This window comes from Rhodococcus sp. AG1013 (assembly GCF_003350365.1).
Taxonomy (GTDB): Bacteria; Actinomycetota; Actinomycetes; order Mycobacteriales; family Mycobacteriaceae; genus Prescottella.
In genome coordinates, this window is the sequence record NZ_QQAT01000027.1 from 50580 (window position 1) to 71340 (window position 20761).

Genomic DNA, 20761 nt, shown 5'->3' on the forward strand with positions numbered 1-20761 from the left:
GCCTTTCGGTCAGGTCAGGGCTGTGAAGAAGAATCGGGATGCTGTTCGGATTCGAGGGCGGCGAGCACCTCGGTGCACCAGCCGACGAACCCTTCCTCGACGCGGATGCCGCCGCGCAGGACGAGGTACTGGTGCAGGACGGACCCAGCGCGACGGCGGGATTCGGGAAAGTCGTGGTCCTGGATCCTGCGGTACAGGTCCAGGCGTGCGACGTGCTCGTCGCGGTGCCGGCGCACCTCTGCGATGAGCGACGCCATGTCGCCGTACGCGGCGCCGCGGATCTTCACGGCGAGTTCGTTGCGCAGGTGGCCGGGCTCGGTGGGCTCGGCGATCCAGCGGGCCAGCTCGGCCCGGCCCGCGCTGGATACGCGGTACACCTTCTTGTCCGGGCGGCCGTCCTGTGCGATCGCCTCTCCCGTGACCCAGCCGGCGTCGTCCATCCGCTTGAGTACGCGGTAGATCTGCTGGTGGGTGGCACTCCAGAAGAAGCCGATCGACTTGTCGAATCGGCGCGCGAGTTCGTATCCGGAGCCGGACTGCTCGCTGAGGGAGACGAGGATCGCGTGTTCGAGTGCCACGTCCCCAGTCTGTATGCAACGAGGTGAATATGCAACTGTGCGTATAACGCGTACGGGGTGCCCCGGACCTTGTTCGGTCCGGGACACCCCGTGGTCACGCGCGTCGGGTCAGACGAGGCGCTCGCCCTTCCTGCGGGCGGCGGCCCACTCGCGGACGGCGCCGCGGGTGATGACGAACAGTGTCGCGGCGACGACGATCGGCCATATCAGGACGTAGACGGTCAGGAACACGGTGTTCACAGGTACTCCTCTGTAATCGGATCGAGTCTGCAGTCGGATCGAGCCGGGGCCGGTTCGGAGCGGTCAGTCCCGGACGGCCGCTTCCCCCAGCGACGGACGGTCGTCGTCGATGTCGGTGGACCCAGGCTCGCTGTCGAAGTCGCCGACCCGTTCCTTGATCGTCGCGAAGTCGAACGATTCGGGGTTGCGCACCGACATCACGTAACAGACCACCGTGCTCACGGCGTACGCGACGAGTGAGCCGCTCAGGGTGGCGTAGTCGTGCAGGAAGCCGATGCCGAAGGGCGCGACCACGAGGATCGCGACCGCGCCGACGATCTTCGCGACGCGCAGTCCGAAGAACCCGAAGGCCATCAGGGCGAGCACCACACCGACGCCGACGACGGACACGACATCGATGAGGAACCCACTCGCCCCGTCGGTGGGGAACCAACCGAAGCGCACCGGCAGGAACGTGGCCACTGCGGCGAGGGTCGAGATCGTGAACGCCTTGTTGGAGAACTTGTTCCAGTAGAAGCTCGCGATCACCGGGAAGACCAGCGCGCCCCACAGGGCGCCGACGAACACCAGGAGATCGAGAATGTTGAGTCGCATGCTCGCGAACGCCACGGCCAGCGCGGTCGCGACGACCATGGTGGCGCGGCCGATCAGCAGCATCCGGCGTGGATCGGCGGCCGCTCGGACGGCGACGGTGTGGCCGTACCCGTCGGTCATGACGATCGACGACAGCGCCGCCAGATCGGAGTCCGCGGTGGACGACAAGGCTCCGAGGATGAGCAGGAAGAACAGTGCGACCAGTACCGCCGGCAGGTAGGTGCCCGCCATCTGCGGAATGAGGTTGTTGACGTCCCCGTCCAGCGGATCGATGCCCAGGTACAACGCGAGGACGCCGAACATGCCGATGCCGATCACCGTGGCGCCGTATCCGACCGCGGCGGTGATGAACGTCGGTTTGATGAGGTCCTCGCGGACCGCGAACAGTCGCTGCGCGATGGTCTGGTTTCCGATCGCGTAGGCGAGGACGGCGGCGATGTAGGGGGCGCCCTGATTGAAGAACGCCTCACTCGAGAAGAAGTTGCCCTGGGCGGGAGTCAGATTCGCGGCACCCGTCTCGAACGCTGCCGGGAATCCCGCGGCGAAGAAGACGATCGGGATCAGGATGGCGACGGCGCCGAGCATGCCCAGTAACTGGATCACGTCGGTCAACACGGAGGCCCGGAATCCCGACCACAACGTGTACAGCAGCACACCGCCCGCGATGACGAGCGCACCCTGGATGAAGTTGAGCGGTGACAGCAGGGAGATGAGTACGCCGCCCGCGATGAAGTTCGAAATCAGGCTGATGAGGCTGCCGACGACGTTGGATCCGGCCAGCATGAGCTGGCTCGATCGCCCGTGCCGGGCGTACATGATCTCCGCGAGGGTGTGGGCCCGGGGCGCCAGTCGCCGATGCGTACATCGACGATGCCCAGATCCAGGTGGCCGTCATGCTGGCCGCGGAGATGCCGAAACCGACCTGGTTTCCGGCCGTCATGAAGTTGTCGGCGTTTTCCCTCTTCCGGCCGATGCGGAGGGAGATGAGAAATGTTCCGCCGTAGAAGAACACTAGTAGCAGAATAATCGCCACGGCGCTGAATTGGACGAGTTCGGGTACGTCCATTCGTTACCTCCTTGACATTTCTTCGCGAGAATGCGGCTCGCGAATCTTTGATGCGAGCAGGCGAGACCGAGGGGTGTCTGTACTGGTCGACGGGCGCATCTGCGTCGTCCTACCGGCGCCGCGGCGCAGCGATGTCCGCTCCGGGTGAACGCGAAAACTGTTCCGCGCGAGCGGGTCGTGTCCCTCGACACGGCTCGTGGACCGACGGGGCCGGTGGCGGCACGCGACGCCGGCGGCGCGGGAGTTTCCCGCGTCGACGGTCGTGCGGTGTGCACGAAACGCGAGTATTCGCCGTTCGTTCACGAGGGTCGACGTGTTCCGGATCGGGCGTCCACGCAGTTGTGCGCGGGTTCGTCGACGCATTCCCATCAGTCGCCAGGCAGTGTAACACGCAAGAATTGTCGGGGCGGTTTTCGAGTCGCGAAATTGAATTGATCCGAGAGATTTGATGGAAGTATGGATTTCGATGTCCACCTCGTGTTTGTTTCGAATTCGACCGGCGTGCGGGTGTGTCACCGTGCAGGGCACGTCCGACTACGTAGGCTCGCCGCCATGAGCACCGAAGTGGTTGGGGGCGCCGGCATCGGGCAGGCGGCGACCCGTCGTCAGGTCGCCGCGTGGGGCTTGTGGGACTGGGGCTCGGCAGCGTTCAACGCCGTCGTCGTCACCTTCGTCTTCTCGGTCTATCTCACCGACGCCGTCGGCGACGATCTGCCCGGATCGATATCCGCGAGCACGTGGCTCGGGTGGTCGCTCGGTATCGCCGGCTTCTTCATCGCCGTCCTCGCGCCCGTGAGCGGCCAGCGGTTCGACGCCGCCGGTCGGCGCAAACGCTCCCTGGCGGTGCTGACGTTCTTCACGGTCGCCGCGATGGCGGGCATGTTCTTCGTCGTCGACGACTACCACTACCTGTGGCTGGGACTGGTGCTGCTCGGCGTCGGATCGGTGATCTTCGAACTCGCCGGCGTGCCGTACAACGCCATGATGCGGCAGGTGTCCACTCCCGAGAACATCGGCCGGGTATCCGGGTTCGGCTGGGCCATGGGCTATTTCGGCGGCATCGTGCTGCTGCTGGTCTGCTACTTCGGGTTCATCGCCGGCGACGGCGACACCCGCGGTCTCCTGGGGCTGAGCACCGACGGCGGCCTCAACATCCGGCTCGTCGCACTGCTTGCGGCGGTATGGTTCCTCGTGTTCGCGATCCCGGTGCTGCTCGCGGTCCCCGAGGTGCCGCGCACCGCGGCCGACCCCGGTGCCGCGAAGGCGGGCTTGGTCGAGTCGTACCGGGTGCTGTGGCGCGATCTGAAGGAACTGTGGGCCGCCGACCGGCGCACCGTCTGGTTCCTCGTGGCGAGCGCGCTGTTCCGCGACGGCCTGGCCGGCGTCTTCACCTTCGGCGCGGTGCTGGCCGTCAACGTGTACGGAATGGCGTCGGACAGTGTGCTGCTGTTCGGTGTCGCCGCCAACGTCGTCGCCGCCCTCGGCGCCATCGTGGCCGGACGGTTCGACGACCGGATCGGCCCCAAGGTGGTGATCGCCGGTTCGCTGATCGCGATGCTGGTGGTCGGCACCGTGTTGCTCGCCGTCTCAGGCACGTTGATGTTCTGGATCTTCGGCCTGCTGCTGTGCCTGTTCGTCGGACCGGCGCAGTCGTCGTCGCGTACGTTCCTCGCGAGGATCACCCCGCCCGGACGCGAGGGGCAGCTGTTCGGGCTGTACGCAACCACCGGCCGCGCGGTCTCGTTCCTCGCGCCGACGCTGTTCGGCTTCTTCGCGTGGTGGTTCGGCGCCGATCGGGCCGGCATCGTCGGTCTGCTCGTGGTCCTCGGTATCGGCCTGGCGGCGCTGTTGATGGTCCGCCCGCCCGAGCGGGACCCCGGGCCGCGCACCGGGCCGAATGTCACATCGGTTCAGTCCGACTGAACGCGTGTGACATTCGGCCAGAAGGACGGGGCGTCAGGACTTGAAGTAGACCAACTGGTGGGTGGTGGCGAGCAGGACGCCGTCGCGTCCCCAGATCTCGCCGGACTGGTCGAAGTAGCCGTTGCCGAAGTTCTGGGCGCGGGCGGTGCCGAGGACGGCCTCGTCGGCCTGCGCGGCGAGCATCGCCGCATCGGCGTGGAAGTACACGGTCAGCGATACCGTTCCGGCCGGCAGCATCCGGCCCAGGCGCAGGAACACGCGCGGGTAGAACACGTCGCACAGCGATGCCAGGGCGGGGAAGTCCAGTGCGCGGGGCGGGTTGTCGCGGACCCACAACGTCGTCGTCGAGTCGGACTGCTCGCCGGCGGTGTCGTCCGCGACGTCGGGGATCGCGCCCTCGACGAACCGCATCTCGTAGTTGCGGGCCCACGCGATGAAGTCGGGGAACCCCTGGACCGCAACGGCATCGGCCGCGGGAACGGCGGGTGGCGTGATGTCCGTGGAGGTCCATGTCTCGCGGCGGATGCCGAACACCGCGGTGGCGGTGGTGGTGACGACGCCGTCCTGGGTCAGCTCGATGTTCCAGTGCTGGGTGGAGCGGTTGGTGCGGGTGGGGCGGGCGGTGACCTCGAACGGGCCGTCGGCGATCGGGCCGGCGAAGTTCACCGTGAGGGAGAGTGGCTCGCCCAGACGCTCGGGGTGCTGCTGCGCCGCGCGGAGCAGGGTTGCAGCGGTGATGCCGCCGAACGGGCCCACCATGTTCGCGTAGGCCGGGTCGGTGTGACCGTGCGACCGGCCTGCGTCGAACGCGCTGAGTTCGACGGCCGCGTCGAACGGGTGCGGGGGTGCGACGATCTGGGTCACGGCTGCTCCTGGTGGGTGACGATCCGGTTCTAGGTATGACAACATACATAGAACTGGACGGCAACAGTGTGATCGACGGAAGGGCGACGACATGGCGAGGCGAAGCGATCCCGTGAACGGTCCGCGCGCGGCCATGATCGACAGCGCCGTCGCGCTCATCCGCGAGCAGGGTGTGGCCGCGACGTCATTCGCCGACGTCCTCGCCCACAGCGGTGCCCCGCGCGGCTCGATCTACCACCACTTCCCGAACGGGAAGTCCCAGCTGGTGGAGGAGGCGACCCGATCCGCCGCGTCCTACCTGGGTCGGGGCGTCGCCCGCGTTCTCGAGGCCGGTGACACCGTCTCGGCGCTGCGCGCGCTGGTGGACCTGTGGCGTCGTGGGCTCGAGGCCACCGACTTCGCCGCCGGGTGTCCGATCGTCGCGGCCGCGCTCGGCACCGAACACGGCGCACGCGAGGTGGCGGGCGCGACGTTCTCCGAATGGTGCGACCTGATCGCCGGGTCGCTTGTCGACGACGGCGTCGCGCAGGAACGGTCGGCGTCGTTGGCGGTGCTCGTGGTGAGCGCGCTCGAGGGCGCGCTGGTGATGGCGCAGGCGCAGGGCACGTCGGCGCCGCTCGATGCGGTGGTGGACGAACTCGAGGTGTTCCTCGGCGGGTGACGGCCGGGCCGTCAGCTCTGGGCTGCCCGGGCGAGGATCGCGTCGGCCAGCGCGTCGGCGTTCTCCTCGGGGATCCAGTGACTACCGCCCTCGAGCACGACGAAACGGTACGGCGCGTCGACGAAGTCGCTGCAGCGCTCCGCGCACGCCGGGCCGATGGCGGGGTCCGCGGTGCTCCACACGTACGTGGTGGGGACCCGCACCGGCGGCAGGTCGCCGAACTCGTGGACCAACGCCCGGTACCAGTTCATCGCGGCCGTCAGGGCGCCCGGCTCCGACAGCAGCCGGACGTGTTCCTCGACCAGATCGGGGTCGTTGCCGTCGCCGAAGACCGCCCGTAGGCGCCGTGAGTTCTCCTCGAGCAGAACGGCTTCGGAGTTGCTCTCGGTGCGGAACTGTCTCATGTAGCCGGACCGCCGCTGCTGGTCGGCGTCATTGCGCAGCGCCCATCCGAAGGCCGCCGCGTGCGGCACCGACACCGCCGTGAGGCTGCGGATCCGCTCCGGGTGCCGGCCCGCCACCTGCCACGCGACGGCCGCACCCCAGTCGTGACCCACCAGGTGGGCCGAGTCGAGGTCGTACGCGTCGAGCAGTCCGACGACGTCGGCGACGAGGTGGTCGAACCGGTAGTCCTCGACCGCCTCGGGGCGAGCGCCGGGGGAGTATCCCCGCTGATTCGGCGCGATCACCCGGAATCCGGCGCGGACGAGTCGCGGCGTGATCGGCCGCCACGACGCTGCGCTCTCCGGGAAGCCGTGGAGCGCAACGATCGGCACACCGTCGTCCGGGCCGGTGACGGTGACGTCGAAAGTCAGGTCGCCCAGGCGAACTCGGTCATGGCGCGCGTCGGCTGTCATGGTGGCCACGGTAGCCGAACCGCTACGCGCGCGTGGGCTTCCAGCTCCCGATGCCGAGCATGATGAGCCGCAACTGCTTCTCGGCCCGCTCGATCACCGCGCGTTCGTCGGCCGACCCCGGACGGTCCACCTCGAGCAGGTCGATCACCGCGGCGAGCATCGCCTGCACGATGAGGTCGGCGGCCATCTCGAGATCCTCGACGTCCCAGTCGGTGAGCCCCGGCATGCGGGACAGGTCGATCGTGAGTTCGCTGACGAACAGGCGCAGTTCGGTGGCGATCGCGCGTCGGACCTCGGTGACGCCGCCGTACCGCTCGCGGGCGATGAAGCGGAACTCCGCCTCGTGCGCGCGCACCTGGCGGACGAGAATGTCGAGCGAGGCCGTCGCGTTCTTGGTGCTGGGTGTGCGTCGGGCGTCGCGCAGCATCCGGCGCAACACCCGCATGCTGTCCTCGGCGAGGACCACGCCCAGTTCGTCCATCGACGCGAAGTGGCGGTAGAAGGCGGTCGGCACGATCCCGGCCGCGCGCGCGACTTCGCGCAGGCTGACGCTCGCGAAACTGCGGTCCGCCAGGAGGTCGAGCGTGCGATCGAGCAGTGCCTGGCGGGTGCGCTCCTTGCGCTGCGCTCGCGTCTCCACCGGCTCCGTCACGGCGTCGAGTGTATTCACCGAGATCCCGCACCCGCCGCATCCGGAGCGTGACCGGCGTCACTGATGTCCGGGATTGACAGGCGTGGGGTTACTGCGTTCACACTAATTAGTGTACGACTGTGCACTGAAACCGTGTGGCCGACATCGAATCGGCGCTCCGACGAGGAGAGACCATGGCTGTGAGATCTGAACCTTCCGTGAGTTCCACCGGCCGCATACGGCGCCCGCTGCTCGCGCTGCTGGAGTCGATGGCCACCCCGCACGCCGTGGACCGCTACCTCGAACTGGTCGATCCGATGGCGACCGTGCGCGACATGCGTGCCCGCGTGGTGTCGGTGTCGCGGCCCACGGCGGGTTCGGTATGCCTCGAGTTGCGGCCCACCCGGCAGTGGCGCGGATTCGCCGCCGGACAGTTCGTGCAGGTGGGCGTCGTGATCGACGGGGTCCGCCATGTCCGTTGCTACTCGCCGACCGGTTCGCAGCACCGCGCGGGCGATCCGATCCGGCTCACCGTGAAGGCCCACCCGGGCGGGCTGGTGTCGCAATACCTGTACGACCACGCCGAGGAGGGTTTGGTCGTCGACCTGGCTCCGGCCGCCGGTGAGTTCCGGCTGCCGGACCCGCGGCCCGATTCGGTGCTGCTCGTCAGCGGCGGCAGCGGCATCACGCCGGTGCTGTCGATGCTGCGCACGCTCATCGACGAGGGTTACTCCGGCCGGATCGCGTTCCTGCACTATGTGCGGACCGTCGCCGACATCGCAGACCGCGCCGAGTTGCGCGCGATCGACGCCGCGCACGACAACGTCACGATCGATCTGGTCGAGACCGTGCCCGGCGGGCGCTTCTGCGGCGCACACCTGCAGCGGGTGGCCCCCGGTTTCGGGGTCGGCACCGAGGTGTTCGTGTGTGGACCGGACGCGCTCACGGCGGCCGTGCGGCACCTGCTCGATGCCGACGGGTTCGGTGAACGGATGCACACCGAACGGTTCGTGATCGGCTCGACCGGTCCGGTCGACGCGGCGGGTGGGACGGTGTCGTTCGCGCGCAGCGGCGTCACCGTCGAGAACTCGGGGGCGAGCATCCTCGAGCAGGCCGAGGCCGCCGGGCTGGTGCCCGAGTACGGCTGCCGGATGGGGATCTGTTTCTCGTGCACCGCGCTCAAGCGATCCGGCCGGACCCGCAACGTCCGTACCGGCGATACCCACGACGACCCGGATCAACCGATCCAACTTTGCATCTCCGCGCCGCTCGGTGACGTCGACATCGACATCTGAGCGACCCGATCGCACGACTGGACAGGAGAACACGATGTTGGGAGTCAGTCTGCCGGGTGTGCCCGGCTTCCTGAGGTTCTGGGAGCGTGAACCGGAGCCGGAGAAGGCCGGCGAGATCGCCGTCCTGAGCTACGACGCCGTCGAGGATCTCGGCCGCGAACTCGATGCCCTGCGCGCCGAGACCGTCGCGGACCTCGGTCAGGCAGACCGGGAGTACATCTATCGGATCATCAAGGCGCAGAGGGGTTTCGAGGTCGCGGGCCGTGGTCTGATGTACCTCGGGTTCCTGCCGCCGTTCTGGCTCGCCGGCGTCGGGGCGCTGTCGATCTCGAAGATCCTCGACAACATGGAGATCGGCCACAACGTCATGCACGGCCAGTACGACTGGATGCGCGAACCCGGCCTGAACTCGCGGGTGTTCGAATGGGACACCGTGTGCCCTGCTGACCAGTGGAAACACTCGCACAACTACATGCACCACACGTACACGAACATCGTCGGCCGGGACCGCGACATCGGATACGGCGTCCTGCGGATGGACGACGCGCAGCGCTGGAACCCCTACTACCTCGGCAATCCCGTGTATGCGACGGGGCTGATGTTCCTGTTCGAGTGGGGTGTGATGCTGCACGACCTCGAGGCTGAGAACGTGGTCCAGGGCAAGCGCAGCTGGGCGGATGTGAAACCGCTGATGGAGGGCTGGTGGCGGAAGGCGGGCCGTCAGGTACTCAAGGACTACGTGGTGTTTCCGGCGCTGTCGGGGCCGCTGTTCGTCTCGACGCTGCTCGGGAACGCGACCGCCAACGTGGTCCGCAACGTGTGGGCGTACTCGATCATCTTCTGCGGCCACTTCCCCTCGGGCGTACAGAGTTTCACCGAGCAGGAGACGGCCGACGAGACCCGCGGCCAGTGGTACCTGCGGCAGATGCTGGGGAGCGCGAACATCAGTGGCAGCCCGCTGTTCCACATCATGTCGGGCAACCTGTCACACCAGATCGAGCACCACCTGTTCCCGGACATTCCGGCGCACCGCTACCCGCAGATGGCCCCGCGGGTGCGGGAACTGTGCGAACAGTACGGGTTGCCGTACAACACCGGCGGATTCTTCCGGCAGATCGGCTCGGTGTGGGCCAAGATCTTCCGGCTCGCGCTGCCGCCGTCGCTGGTCGGCCCCGCTCCGGTGCGCGGTGTTATCGTCGAGCGTCGGAAGACCGCTGCATGAGAGGTGCGTCGAACATGGTGGGGAAGTTCGAGCGGGGCAAGGACACGGTGCAGGACATCACCGAATCGGCGGCCACCCACGTCGGCAGGATCGCCGTGATCATCACCGGCGCGGTCCGGGACGTCACCCGCGAGATCGGGGACTGGATCACCGACGGCATCGAGATGCGGGAGGCGGCGCGCAAGGCGCGGGAGGATTCGGAGGAGGCGCGGACGGATCCGGACGAGGACCGACCCGATCGGTAGTACGAAACGGCTCGGGCCCGGCATCGAAGTCGATGCCGGGCCCGAGCCGTTTGTGGTGCGTGAGGACTAGATGACGCCCATGGCGAACATCGCGTCGGCGACCTTCACGAAGCCGGCGATGTTGGCGCCGTGCACGTAGTCACCCGGCTGGCCGTACTCGGCAGCGGTGGTGATGCAACGCTCGTGGATGCCGCGCATGATCTTCGACAGGCGCTCGTCGGTGTACTCGAAGCTCCAGGAATCGCGCGAGGCGTTCTGCTGCATCTCGAGTGCGGAGGTGGCGACACCACCGGCGTTGGCGGCCTTGCCGGGTGCGAACGCGACGCCCGCGTCACGGAAGACCTTGATGCCCTGAGCGGTGGTGGGCATGTTCGCGCCCTCGGCCACAGCCTGCACGCCGCATGCGACGAGCTTCTTGGCGGCGACCTCGTCCAGCTCGTTCTGGGTGGCGCAGGGGAGTGCAATCTCGCACTCGACGTCCCAGATGGAGCCGCCCTCGACGTAGGTGGCGTGGGGGACCTGGTCGGCGTACTCGCTGATGCGGGCGCGCTTGATCTCCTTGATCTCCTTGAGCAGCTCGAGGTCGATGCCCTTGGGGTCGACGACGTAGCCGGCGGAGTCGGAGCAGGCCACGACGGTGCCACCGAGCTGGTGGACCTTCTCGATGGCGTAGATCGCGACGTTGCCGGAGCCCGACACGACGACCTTCTTGCCCTCGAGGCTCTCGCCCTTGGCGGCCATCATCTCGGCGGTGAAGTAGGCGACACCGTAGCCGGTGGCCTCGGTGCGGACCATCGAGCCGCCCCAGTTGAGGCCCTTGCCGGTGAGGACGCCCGACTCGAACGAGTTGGTGAGGCGCTTGTACTGGCCGAACAGGTAGCCGATCTCGCGGCCGCCGACGCCGATGTCGCCGGCGGGCACGTCGGTGTACTCACCGATGTGGCGCTGCAGCTCGGTCATGAACGACTGGCAGAAGCGCATGATCTCGGCCTCGGAGCGACCCTTGGGATCGAAGTCCGAGCCACCCTTGCCGCCCCCGATGGGCAGGCCGGTGAGCGCGTTCTTGAAGATCTGCTCGAAACCGAGGAACTTGACGATGCCCAGGTTGACGCTGGGGTGGAAGCGCAGGCCGCCCTTGTAGGGGCCGAGCACGCTGTTGTACTGAACACGGAAACCGCGGTTGACGTGCACGTTGCCGTTGTCGTCGGTCCACGGCACGCGGAAGATGATCTGACGCTCGGGCTCGCAGAGCCGCTCGATCAGGCCGGAATCGGCGTAGCGAGGGTGACGCTCGAGGACCACATGCAGAGATTCGAAGACCTCGGCTGCTGCCTGGTGAAATTCGGGCTCGCCGGCATTGCGCAGCAGGACCTGCTCGTAGATCTCCTCAACGCGGTCGCGTACAGACAACATTCACCTACCTGATTCCGTGAGAACTTATTAATCTTTCCGTTACACGATAGTCCGTAGCTGGCCTACACTTCGACGGTTACCTGGGGAAAGTGAGATTGGCCACGTGTAAACATCGTGTTACGCAGGATTGGCGAGATCGGTTCGGCGTCACCTGAACCCGGACGGTGTTCGCGGCGGGGACCGGGCACGATTACCCTATTCACGTCTCAATTTCCACAGAAATCCCATGAGTAACACCCGGATCTTGGGCGTTTCATGGTTTGCTCATTGATCGATGCACGTCTCCGGGGGGATACAGCGGTTGGGCCGCGCACACATTGCCTCCCCGACCACTGGAAGGAAAACGGTCTGTGAGAGCAACGAAGAGAAGATGGACGGCGGCACTGTCCGCTGCGACAGTCACTGTCGGACTCTCGGTTGCAATGGCGACACCTGCGAACGCGGTCGGGGGTCCGTGCGGGCAGAACGGCGGAAGTCTCGGTAGCGCAGGAAGTTCGGGTAGCTCGGGAAGTGCCGGCGGCGCGGGGAGCTCCGGCAGTCTCGGCAGCCTGGCTTCGGGCAGCCTCGGCAGCGCGACGGGTTCGCTCATCAACTCGCTCCCGTGGATCACCGGCGCGCCCAACGGTGCGCTGCCGGTGTTGTCGGGCAAGACCAAGGCCATCGAAATGGTTACCGGACCGGGTAGCCCGAACAAGAGCATCGAGAAGTACAGCGTCTCCGGTACCGACCTCGGGATCATGTGGGACAGCGGAGACGCGGACCACGGCGTCATGATGCTGTTCGGTGACACTGTCGGCGACTGTGGCATCGAGGGCGATCAGTGGCGCAGCAACGTCCTGTTCCGCAGCACGGACGCCAACCTGACCGACGGCATGCGGATCGACGACTCGCCGCTCGCGGCGGCGCCGCCGAACTTCTCCAGGCAGGTCATCCAGGGTCTGCTCTCTGAGAAGCCGGGCGGTTTCCCCGAGTTCACGGTGATCCCGACCGGCGGCGTCGCCGTCGACGGTGTGCAGTACGTGCGGTGGATGTCCGTCCGTTCGTGGGACACGCCGGGCGAGTGGACCACCAACTACTCCGGGCTCGCCTACTCCACTGACAACGGAGACCACTGGCAGACGGACCCGGCGACCGTGCGGGTCAATCGCGAAGGGGTCTTCGATACGCCGATCCCGATCCCCGGCGTCGATCAGATCCCGGCCTTCTCGCCACGCAACAAGAACTGGCAGATGAGTGCGTTCGTGCCGGCTCAGGATGACGGCTACGTCTATGAGTTCGGCACGCCCTCCGGCCGATCCGGGGAGGCGCGCCTCGCTCGTGTGCCCAAGGCGGACATCCGCAACCTGGGTGCCTACGAGTACTGGAACGGTTCGGCGTGGAGTTCGAACATCGCAGACGCGGTCCCGGTCATCGGTGGGAAGGTCAGCGAGCTGTCGGTGCAGTGGAACGATTACCTCCAGAAGTACGTGGCCATGTACACCGACCTCAACGGTCTCGTGATCCGCGTGGCCGACAGCCCCGAGGGCCCGTGGGTCGGCAAGCAGACCCTCATCAGCGGAACGACTCTTCCGTCGCTGTACGGCGGCTTCATGCATCCCTGGTCGACCGGCAAGGATCTGTACTTCGTGCTGACGACCTGGGATCGGTACAACGTGATCTACATGAAGACCGACCTGGGCGGTATGAACCTCCGGACTGCGGTTCCGGCGGACAGCCCCGACCCGGCGGCCACCGGCGAGCAGAAGCTCGAGGGCTTCCAGACTCCCGAGGGATTCGTCGAGACCGTCGACGGCGAGTGAGTTCGCCGGCTTCGTGAAGTGCGGCCCGTCCCCGGCATCCGGGGGCGGGCCGCCCGCGTTTTGCGCACGTATCGGTGTTCGAGGGCGGGGCCGTGGAACGATAAGTGCGCACAGCGGGGAATTCTGGGTCCGGATTGCCCTCCGGGTGTTAGGTTTCGACCGGTCGGGGACGTCAGAGCGACGACTCAGGGGGAACCAGATGCGCACGTCGTTCATTGCCGTGCTCGCGCTTGCGGCGATAGCCGGATTCGGTCCGGCGGCACTACAGCCGACGGCTGCGGCCGACCCGATGCCGGTCCCGCACAACTTCTACGACGGGATCGGGCTGGAGTCCGCCAATCCCGGCGGGTCGATTCCCGGATCGAACGACTGGACCTGCAGGCCGACTCCGGAACACCCCGAGCCGGTAGTCCTGGTTCACGGCACCGGCGCCAACCGGCAAACCAACTGGGCCACTTATGTTCCGCTGCTGAAGAACGAGGGCTATTGCGTCTTCGCTCCTACCTACGGCACGCGACCCGGTGCGGCGTGGCCGGCGAGTGCCTTCGGCGCGCTGACACCTCTGGACCAGAGCGCCGGGCAACTCTCCGACTTCGTGGACGAGGTTCTCGCGGCCACCGGTGCAACCAAGGTCGACATCGTGGGGCACTCGCAGGGCACCCTGATGCCGAACTACTACGTGAAGTTCCTCGGCGGCGCCGCGAAGGTGGACAAGTACGTCTCGTTGGCGCCACTGTGGGGCGGGGCCGGCGCCTTCTGGGCCGGTGAGATCACCGCCTTCGCCAAGCAGAACGGGCTGATGCCGTTGCAGGAACAGACGTTCGGCCAACTCTGCGCCTCGTGTCTCGACATGGCACCGGGCGCCGATTTCGTCGACAAGATCAACGAAGGTGGAAGCCCCTACGCACCGGGCGTCACCTACACGAACATCGCCACCCGCTACGACGAACTGGTGGTGCCGTACACCAGCGGACTGGTGCCCGGACCCGACACGACCAACATCGTGGTGCAGGACCAGTGCCCGCAGGACTACTCCGAGCACGCCGCGCTCGGGGCGTCGCCGATCGCGGCCGCGCACGTGCTCAATGCGCTCGATCCGGAGCACCCGCGTCCGGTGCCGTGCATGGTGATCTCGCCGCTCACCGGCTCACCGGTCGGGTGAACGATTCGACCTGCGGTTGTGGTGCCCCCGGCAGGAATCGAACCTGCGACCTAGAGATTAGAAGGCTCTTGCTCTATCCAACTGAGCTACGGAGGCGCGCGGAAAAGCATACCCGCTGAATGGGGATGATCCGTGCATCCGGGTCAGCTCCAGAGCGTCACGTGCACCTTCGGCTTGAAGTGCGTCACCTCGACGCCGGTGCCACGGATCATGGCCTGGATGCATCTGGGTGTGCTGACGAAGCGCAGCAGTTCGGATGCCGCGGGCTGTAGATGCTGGTGGTGCAGTGTGGTGGCGCACCATTCGCCGGTGGCGCGCAGGTCGGGGCCGTCGACCCGGGCGAGCGACCCGTCGGACAGTTCGTCGCCGACGGTGAAGCCCAGGGCCAGCGTGAGCGCGGACGAGCGCCGGACGGCCTCGGCGGCGGCGGCGTCGCTCTGGAAGATCCGCTGCCGGTCCCGGGGAATGTCGAGGGCGCGCAGCAGGTGCCGCATCGCGCCGTCGCCGCCGGCCGCGGACGGGCCGAGGAACCACTGTTGCTCGCGCAGTCGGGACCGCGACGGGTGTGTGTGGGCGAGTGGGTGATCGGGTGCGCAGACGGTGAGTACCTCGTAGTGCAGGAAGGGGTGCACGCACAGCGGTTCGCCGCTGCCGACGATGCGGGGTCCGAGAGCGACGTCGACCGCGCGCGACGAGATCAGGCTCGCGAACTGGCGGACCGGGTGGACGCTCAGCTCCACCGCCAGGTCCTTCGCCCGCCCGGCGAACATGTCGATCAACCCGGGGGCGGCGTGCTCGGCGAACAGCGGTGACGCCGCGAGCCGCAGGAGGCGTCGTCCGTGCCCGGCCTGGCTCACCTCGAGCGCCGTCTGCTGCTGGAGCCCCAGGATCTCCACGGCCCGGCTCGCGAGGCGCAGCCCGCCGGGGGTGAACGCGAGACCGGACGGTCGGCGGCAGTACAGCGGATCGTCGAGTTCCTTGCGGAGTTGGGCGATATGCATGGACACGCCCGAATCCGTCATGCCCAATTCGCGGGCGGCCGCTCGAACCGATCCGAGCCGCACCACCGCGGAATAGGCTCGCAGTTGGGCGGGTGTCACGGATTCGAGGGTACGTCCCGGCAAAGATCGACATCCGCGATTCGGCCCGTCGGACCTGCGTCGACGGCCGGGGCTGGAGGCCGACTCGATGCGTGACGTGTTGTCCGATCTGCTCGAAATCTGGCGGGCCGGGGACACCGCCGGATTGGCCACCGTCGTCGCCACATTCCGGTCCGCGCCGCGTGCCCCGGGCGCCGCGATGGTGGTCGCGTCCGACGGTGTCGTCGCCGGATCCGTGTCCGGTGGGTGCGTCGAGGGCGCCGTGTACGAGCTGGCGTCGGAGGTGGTCGCCACCGGCGAGCCGGTGCTCGAGCGCTACGGCGTGAGCGACGACGACGCGTTCGCGGTCGGGCTCACGTGCGGTGGCATCCTCGACGTGTTCGTCGAGCCCGTCTCACCGCGCACGTTCCCGGATCTCGCGGAGATCGCCGCCGACATCGAGGCCCGTCGGCCCGTGGCCGTCGCTACGGTGGTCGACCACGAGGACCGGGCGCGTGTCGGCCGGCACCTCGTCATCCGCCCTGACACCGTCACCGGTTCGGTCGGCTCCCCGCGCGCCGACGAGGCCGTCGCCGACGACGGACGCGGCCTGCTCGCGGCGGGGCGGACGGCGGTGCTCGAGTACGGGCCGGACGGCCAGCGCCGCGGCGAGGGGATGCGCGTGTTCGTCGCGAGCTACGCCCCGCCGCCGCGGATGCTGGTGTTCGGGGCGATCGACTTCGCTGCCGCGGTGGCTCGGCAGGGTGCGTTCCTCGGGTACCGCGTCACGGTGTGCGACGCCCGCGAGGTGTTCGCGACCGCGAGTCGATTCCCGACGGCCGACGAGGTGGTGGTCGACTGGCCGCACCGCTACCTGGCCGCCGAGGCCGCGGCGGGCCGGATCGACGGCCGCACCGTGGTCTGCGTCCTCACGCACGATCCCAAGTTCGACGTCCCGCTGCTCGAGGTGGCGCTGCGGCTGCCGGAGGTGGGGTACGTGGGGGCGATGGGGTCCGAGCGCACGCATCTCGACCGGGTCGCGCGCCTGCGTGAGGCGGGGCTGGCCGACGAGGAACTGGCCCGGCTGTCGAGCCCGATCGGTCTGGATCTCGGGGCCCGGACGCCGGAGGAGACGGCGGTGTCGATCGCGGCCGAGATCATCGCCCGCCGGTGGGGCGGAGGCGGGCTTCCACTGCGTGACCTGCACGGACGAATCCACCACGAGCAATCCGGATGATCACGACAGGGCCGGTGCCGGCGTGATCAAGTGATCGCTGAATCGTGCTTGACGGCGACCCCGGCCGGGCACAGGCTGGAAGGACATCCGGCGGTGTGAGGGGTATCACATGCAGGTTCCGGGACTGTTCGAATACGAACGAGCGACTGACGTCGAGCACGCGATCGCGCTGCTCGACCGACTCGGCGACGAGGCGCGTGTCGTGGCCGGCGGGCACAGCCTGCTGCCGATGATGAAGCTGCGCCTCGCCAACCCCGAGTATCTGATCGACATCAACGATCTGGTCGCCGAACTGGGGGACATCACCGTCGAACCCGGCGCCGTGCGGATCGGTGCGATGGTGCGCCACCGGCAGATCCTCGAGTCCGACGACCTTGCCGCGTTGTTCCCGATCTTCCGGGACGCCGAACGGGTGATCGCCGACCCGGTCGTCCGCAACCGCGGCACGATCGGCGGGTCGCTGTGTCAGGCCGACCCCGCCGAGGACCTGACGACGGTGTGCTCGGTGGTCGGGGCCGTGTGCGTGATCCGCGGGCCGACGGGCGTGCGTGAGGTGCCGATGGCCGACTTCCTCGTCGGACCCTACGAGACCGCGGTGCGCGGCAACGAGATCCTCGTCGAGGTGCGCATCCCGCGGGAGCATGCCGGCGGGAGCGCCTACGCGAAAGTGGAACGGCGGGTGGGGGACTGGGCCATCGCTGCCGCGGGCGCGTCGATGTGGCTGGACGGCGACCGGATCGGCGGCGCCCGGGTGGGGCTCACCGCGGTGCAACCCGATGCCGACCGCGTCGCCGCGATCGGGGAGTACCTCGGCGGACTGGCACTGTCCGAGGACGTGTTCATCGAGGCCGGAGTCCTCGCCGGGCAGGCGTGCGATCCGGTGACCGACCCGCGCGGGACCGCCGCCTACAAGCGCCACCTCGCCGGGGAACTGACCGTCCGCGCGCTGCGCACGGCCGCTCAACGCGCCGCGGGCACACTCGACGGAACGGAGTCGTGAAATGCAGGTGACGATGACGGTCAACGGCACCGAGGTCGCCGAGGACATCGAGCCGCGGATGCTCCTGGTCCATTTCCTACGGGACCGCCTGGGGCTCACCGGAACCCACTGGGGCTGCGACACCAGCAACTGCGGCACGTGCGTGGTCTCGGTCGACGGCGAGCCGGTGAAGTCGTGCACGATGCTCGCCGTGATGGCCGGCGGCCGGGACGTCCGCACCGTCGAGGGTCTCGCGAACGACGGGGTGCTCGATCCCGTGCAGGAGGGGTTCATGCAGTGCCACGGACTGCAGTGCGGATTCTGCACCCCCGGCATGATGATCACCGCCCGCGCCCTGCTCGACCGCGATCCGGACCCCGACGAGGCGACCATCCGCGAGGCCATCTCCGGCCAGATCTGCCGCTGCACCGGCTACACGACCATCGTCCGGTCGGTCCGGTGGGCGGCCGAGCACGGCGGGACGACGACCGACACCGTGACGACGGGAGGCGCGTCGTGACCACGCTGGACGAACCGGCCGAGTTGGACCCGGACCGCGTCGCGAACGACGAGAAGCCGTGCGGGCACGGCCGGATGCTCCGCAAGGAGGATCCGCGGTTCATCCGGGGCCGGGGCCACTACGTCGACGACGTCCAACTGCCCGGCATGCTGCATCTGGCGATCCTTCGCTCGCCGGTCGCGCACGCCCGCGTCGTGCGCATCGACACGACCGCGGCGCAGGCGCACCCGAAGGTGGCGGCGGTGGTGACCGGTGCGGACCTCGCCGAGAAGAGCCTGGCGTGGATGCCGACGCTGTCGAACGACGTGCAGGCCGTCCTCGCCACCGACAAGGTCCGGTTCCAGGGCCAGGAGGTGGCGTTCGTCGTCGCCGAGGACCGCTACTCCGCCCGCGACGCGCTGGAGTTGATCGACGTCGAGTACGAGATTCTCGATCCGGTGATCGACGCGCGGCGCGCCCTCGAGCCCGACGCCCCGGTGATCCGCACCGACCTCGACGGCAAGACCGACAACCACTGTTTCGATTGGGAAACAGGGGACGCGGACGCCACCGAGGCGGCGTTCGCGAAGGCAGACGTCGTGGTGCGCCAGGAGATCGTCTACCCGCGGGTCCATCCGGCCCCGATGGAGACGTGCGGCGCCGTCGCCGACTACGACGCGGTGGACGGCAAGCTGACGCTGTGGTCCACGAGCCAGGCGCCGCACGCGCACCGCACGCTGTACGCGCTGGTGGCGGGGCTGCCCGAACACAAGATCCGCGTCATCTCCCCCGACATCGGCGGCGGGTTCGGCAACAAGGTTCCGATCTATCCGGGATACGTGTGCGCGATCGTCGGGTCGCTGCTCACCGGCAAGCCCGTCAAGTGGATGGAGGACCGCAGCGAGAACCTCACCAGCACCGGCTTCGCCCGCGACTACATCATGGTCGGGGAGATCGCCGCGACGAGCGAGGGCAAGATCCTCGCGATCCGCACCGACGTCCTCGCCGACCACGGCGCGTTCAACGGCACCGCGGCGCCGGTGAAGTACCCGGCCGGCTTCTTCGGGGTGTTCACCGGCAGCTACGACCTCGAGGCCGCGTACTGCACGATGACGGCGGTCTACACCAACAAGGCGCCGGGCGGGGTGGCCTACGCGTGCTCGTTCCGGATCACCGAGGCGGTGTACCTGGTGGAGCGCCTGGTCGACTGCCTCGCATACGACCTCGACATGGATCCGGCGGAGCTGCGGCTGCGGAATCTGCTGCGGCCGGAGCAGTTTCCGTACACGTCGAAGACCGGGTGGCAGTACGACTCCGGCGACTACGCGACCACGATGCGCAAGGCCATGGACATGATCGGCTACGACGCCCTGCGCCGAGAGCAGGCGGAGCGGCGTGAGCGCGGTGAGCTGATGGGCATCGGGATGTCGTTCTTCACCGAGGCCGTCGGTGCGGGCCCGCGCAAGGACATGGACATCCTCGGACTGGGCATGGCCGACGGCTGCGAGTTGACCGTGCACCCCACCGGCAAGGCCGTGGTCCGGATCTCGGTGCAGACCCAGGGGCAGGGGCACGAAACCACGTTCGCGCAGATCGTCGCCGAGGAGCTCGGCATCCCGCCCGAGGACGTCGACGTGGTGCACGGCGACACCGACAACACCCCGTTCGGGCTCGGCACGTACGGCAGTCGGTCCACCCCGGTGTCCGGCGCCGCGGCCGCGCTGGTGTCGCGCAAGGTGCGCGACAAGGCGCGGATCATCGCGTCGGGCATGCTCGAGGTGTCCGTCTCGGACCTCGAATGGGAGAAGGGCAACTTCCACGTCAAGGGCGATCCCTCGGCGGCCGTGACGATCCAGGACATCGCGATGCGCTCGTACGGCGCGGGGGATCTGCCGGACGGCGTCGAGGGCGGTCTCGAGGCCCAGATCTGTTACAACCCGGAGAATCTCACCTACCCGTACGGCGCGTACTTCTGCGTGGTCGACATCGATCCGGGCACCGGCGTGGTGAAGGTGCGCCGCTTCCTCGCGGTCGACGACTGCGGCACCCGCATCAACCCGATGATCATCGAGGGGCAGGTGCACGGCGGCATCACCGACGGGATCGGCATGGCACTGATGGAGATCATCGCGTTCGACGAGGACGGCAACTGCCTGGGCGGCTCGCTGATGGACTACCTCATCCCCACCGCGCTGGAGGTGCCGCACCTCGAGACCGGCTTCACCGTCACCCCGTCGCCGCACCACCCGATCGGGGCCAAGGGGATCGGGGAGAGCGCGACCGTGGGGTCGCCGCCGGCCGTCGTCAATGCCGTCGTCGACGCGTTGAAGCCGTTCGGGGTGCGGCACGCCGACATGCCGCTGACACCGTCGCGGGTGTGGGAGGCGATGCAGGGTCGAGCGACCCCGCCGATCTGA

General features: G+C 68.0%; 19 protein-coding genes and 1 tRNA gene. 11 read left to right on the forward strand and 9 right to left on the reverse strand.

Annotated elements, in window-relative coordinates; translation table 11 throughout:
- Positions 1 to 14: 14 nt before the first annotated feature.
- The 3 genes from DEU38_RS25040 to DEU38_RS25045 form a co-directional block, all read right to left on the reverse strand.
- Positions 15 to 578, reverse strand: coding sequence for a PadR family transcriptional regulator (locus tag DEU38_RS25040; protein WP_114724085.1), 564 nt, complete (start codon positions 576 to 578; stop codon positions 15 to 17).
- 108 nt (positions 579 to 686) lie between these two features.
- Positions 687 to 818 (reverse strand): putative transporter small subunit, encoded by a 132-nt coding sequence (locus tag DEU38_RS28915; protein WP_217487143.1) that lies wholly within the window; start codon positions 816 to 818, stop codon positions 687 to 689.
- Positions 819 to 881: 63 nt separating this feature from the next.
- Entirely contained in the window at positions 882 to 2195 is a 1314-nt protein-coding gene (locus tag DEU38_RS25045; RefSeq protein WP_397484758.1) for a sodium:solute symporter family transporter, read from the reverse strand.
- An 835-nt stretch (positions 2196 to 3030) separates the two neighbouring features.
- Here DEU38_RS25045 and DEU38_RS25050 point away from each other — a divergent pair.
- Positions 3031 to 4401: an MFS transporter gene (locus DEU38_RS25050; protein WP_114724086.1), complete on the forward strand. Its 1371-nt coding sequence runs from the start codon at positions 3031 to 3033 to the stop codon at positions 4399 to 4401.
- Between the two features lie 33 nt (positions 4402 to 4434).
- Here DEU38_RS25050 and DEU38_RS25055 read toward each other — a convergent pair whose 3' ends face one another.
- Positions 4435 to 5265 carry an acyl-CoA thioesterase II gene (locus DEU38_RS25055; protein ID WP_114724087.1) on the reverse strand — a complete coding sequence of 277 codons (831 nt, stop codon included), beginning with the start codon at positions 5263 to 5265 and terminating at the stop codon, positions 4435 to 4437.
- Between the two features lie 91 nt (positions 5266 to 5356).
- Here DEU38_RS25055 and DEU38_RS25060 point away from each other — a divergent pair, with 91 nt between their 5' ends.
- Positions 5357 to 5926, forward strand: a complete 570-nt coding sequence (locus DEU38_RS25060; RefSeq protein ID WP_114724088.1) for a TetR/AcrR family transcriptional regulator — start codon at positions 5357 to 5359, stop codon at positions 5924 to 5926.
- A gap of 11 nt (positions 5927 to 5937) precedes the next feature.
- On the opposite strand, the gene DEU38_RS25065 is transcribed toward DEU38_RS25060, so the two are convergent.
- The gene (locus DEU38_RS25065; protein ID WP_114724089.1) at positions 5938 to 6783 is read right to left on the reverse strand and encodes an alpha/beta fold hydrolase; all 846 of its coding nucleotides are present in this window, start codon (positions 6781 to 6783) and stop codon (positions 5938 to 5940) included.
- Positions 6784 to 6805: 22 nt separating this feature from the next.
- Positions 6806 to 7435, reverse strand: coding sequence for a TetR family transcriptional regulator (locus DEU38_RS25070; protein ID WP_114724090.1), 630 nt, complete (start codon positions 7433 to 7435; stop codon positions 6806 to 6808).
- A 173-nt stretch (positions 7436 to 7608) separates the two neighbouring features.
- On the opposite strand from DEU38_RS25070, the gene DEU38_RS25075 reads away from it, so the two are divergent.
- The 3 genes from DEU38_RS25075 to DEU38_RS25085 are packed head-to-tail and all read left to right on the forward strand — an operon-like array spanning position 7609 to position 10176.
- The gene (locus DEU38_RS25075) at positions 7609 to 8709 is read left to right on the forward strand and encodes a ferredoxin reductase (RefSeq protein WP_220181967.1); all 1101 of its coding nucleotides are present in this window, start codon (positions 7609 to 7611) and stop codon (positions 8707 to 8709) included.
- 34 nt (positions 8710 to 8743) lie between these two features.
- On the forward strand, positions 8744 to 9931 hold the full coding sequence (locus DEU38_RS25080; protein WP_114724091.1) for an acyl-CoA desaturase: 1188 nt from the start codon (positions 8744 to 8746) through the stop codon (positions 9929 to 9931).
- A 14-nt stretch (positions 9932 to 9945) separates the two neighbouring features.
- Positions 9946 to 10176, forward strand: coding sequence for a hypothetical protein (locus DEU38_RS25085; RefSeq protein WP_114724092.1), 231 nt, complete (start codon positions 9946 to 9948; stop codon positions 10174 to 10176).
- Between the two features lie 66 nt (positions 10177 to 10242).
- Here DEU38_RS25085 and gdhA read toward each other — a convergent pair whose 3' ends face one another.
- Positions 10243 to 11586 (reverse strand): NADP-specific glutamate dehydrogenase, encoded by a 1344-nt coding sequence (gene gdhA / locus DEU38_RS25090; protein ID WP_114724112.1) that lies wholly within the window; start codon positions 11584 to 11586, stop codon positions 10243 to 10245.
- A 425-nt stretch (positions 11587 to 12011) separates the two neighbouring features.
- Here gdhA and DEU38_RS25095 point away from each other — a divergent pair, with 425 nt between their 5' ends.
- Both DEU38_RS25095 and DEU38_RS25100 read left to right on the forward strand, forming a co-directional pair.
- Entirely contained in the window at positions 12012 to 13388 is a 1377-nt protein-coding gene (locus tag DEU38_RS25095; protein ID WP_114724093.1) for a DUF4185 domain-containing protein, read from the forward strand.
- 199 nt (positions 13389 to 13587) lie between these two features.
- Positions 13588 to 14550: a triacylglycerol lipase gene (locus DEU38_RS25100; RefSeq protein WP_114724094.1), complete on the forward strand. Its 963-nt coding sequence runs from the start codon at positions 13588 to 13590 to the stop codon at positions 14548 to 14550.
- A gap of 19 nt (positions 14551 to 14569) precedes the next feature.
- Here DEU38_RS25100 and DEU38_RS25105 read toward each other — a convergent pair.
- Positions 14570 to 14646, reverse strand: a tRNA-Arg gene (locus DEU38_RS25105).
- 47 nt (positions 14647 to 14693) lie between these two features.
- Positions 14694 to 15650 (reverse strand): LysR family transcriptional regulator, encoded by a 957-nt coding sequence (locus tag DEU38_RS25110; protein WP_114724095.1) that lies wholly within the window; start codon positions 15648 to 15650, stop codon positions 14694 to 14696.
- A gap of 88 nt (positions 15651 to 15738) precedes the next feature.
- Here DEU38_RS25110 and DEU38_RS25115 point away from each other — a divergent pair, with 88 nt between their 5' ends.
- The 4 genes from DEU38_RS25115 to DEU38_RS25130 all read left to right on the forward strand — a co-directional run bounded on the left by DEU38_RS25115 (position 15739) and on the right by DEU38_RS25130 (position 20761).
- A complete protein-coding gene (locus DEU38_RS25115; protein ID WP_114724096.1) occupies positions 15739 to 16866 on the forward strand; it encodes an XdhC family protein in 1128 nt (375 codons plus the stop codon).
- A gap of 109 nt (positions 16867 to 16975) precedes the next feature.
- Positions 16976 to 17866: a xanthine dehydrogenase family protein subunit M gene (locus DEU38_RS25120; RefSeq protein WP_114724097.1), complete on the forward strand. Its 891-nt coding sequence runs from the start codon at positions 16976 to 16978 to the stop codon at positions 17864 to 17866.
- A gap of 1 nt (position 17867) precedes the next feature.
- The gene (locus DEU38_RS25125; RefSeq protein WP_114724098.1) at positions 17868 to 18365 is read left to right on the forward strand and encodes a (2Fe-2S)-binding protein; all 498 of its coding nucleotides are present in this window, start codon (positions 17868 to 17870) and stop codon (positions 18363 to 18365) included.
- A complete protein-coding gene (locus DEU38_RS25130; RefSeq protein WP_114724099.1) occupies positions 18362 to 20761 on the forward strand; it encodes an aerobic carbon-monoxide dehydrogenase large subunit in 2400 nt (799 codons plus the stop codon). The genes DEU38_RS25125 and DEU38_RS25130 overlap by 4 nt, the downstream gene beginning before the upstream one ends.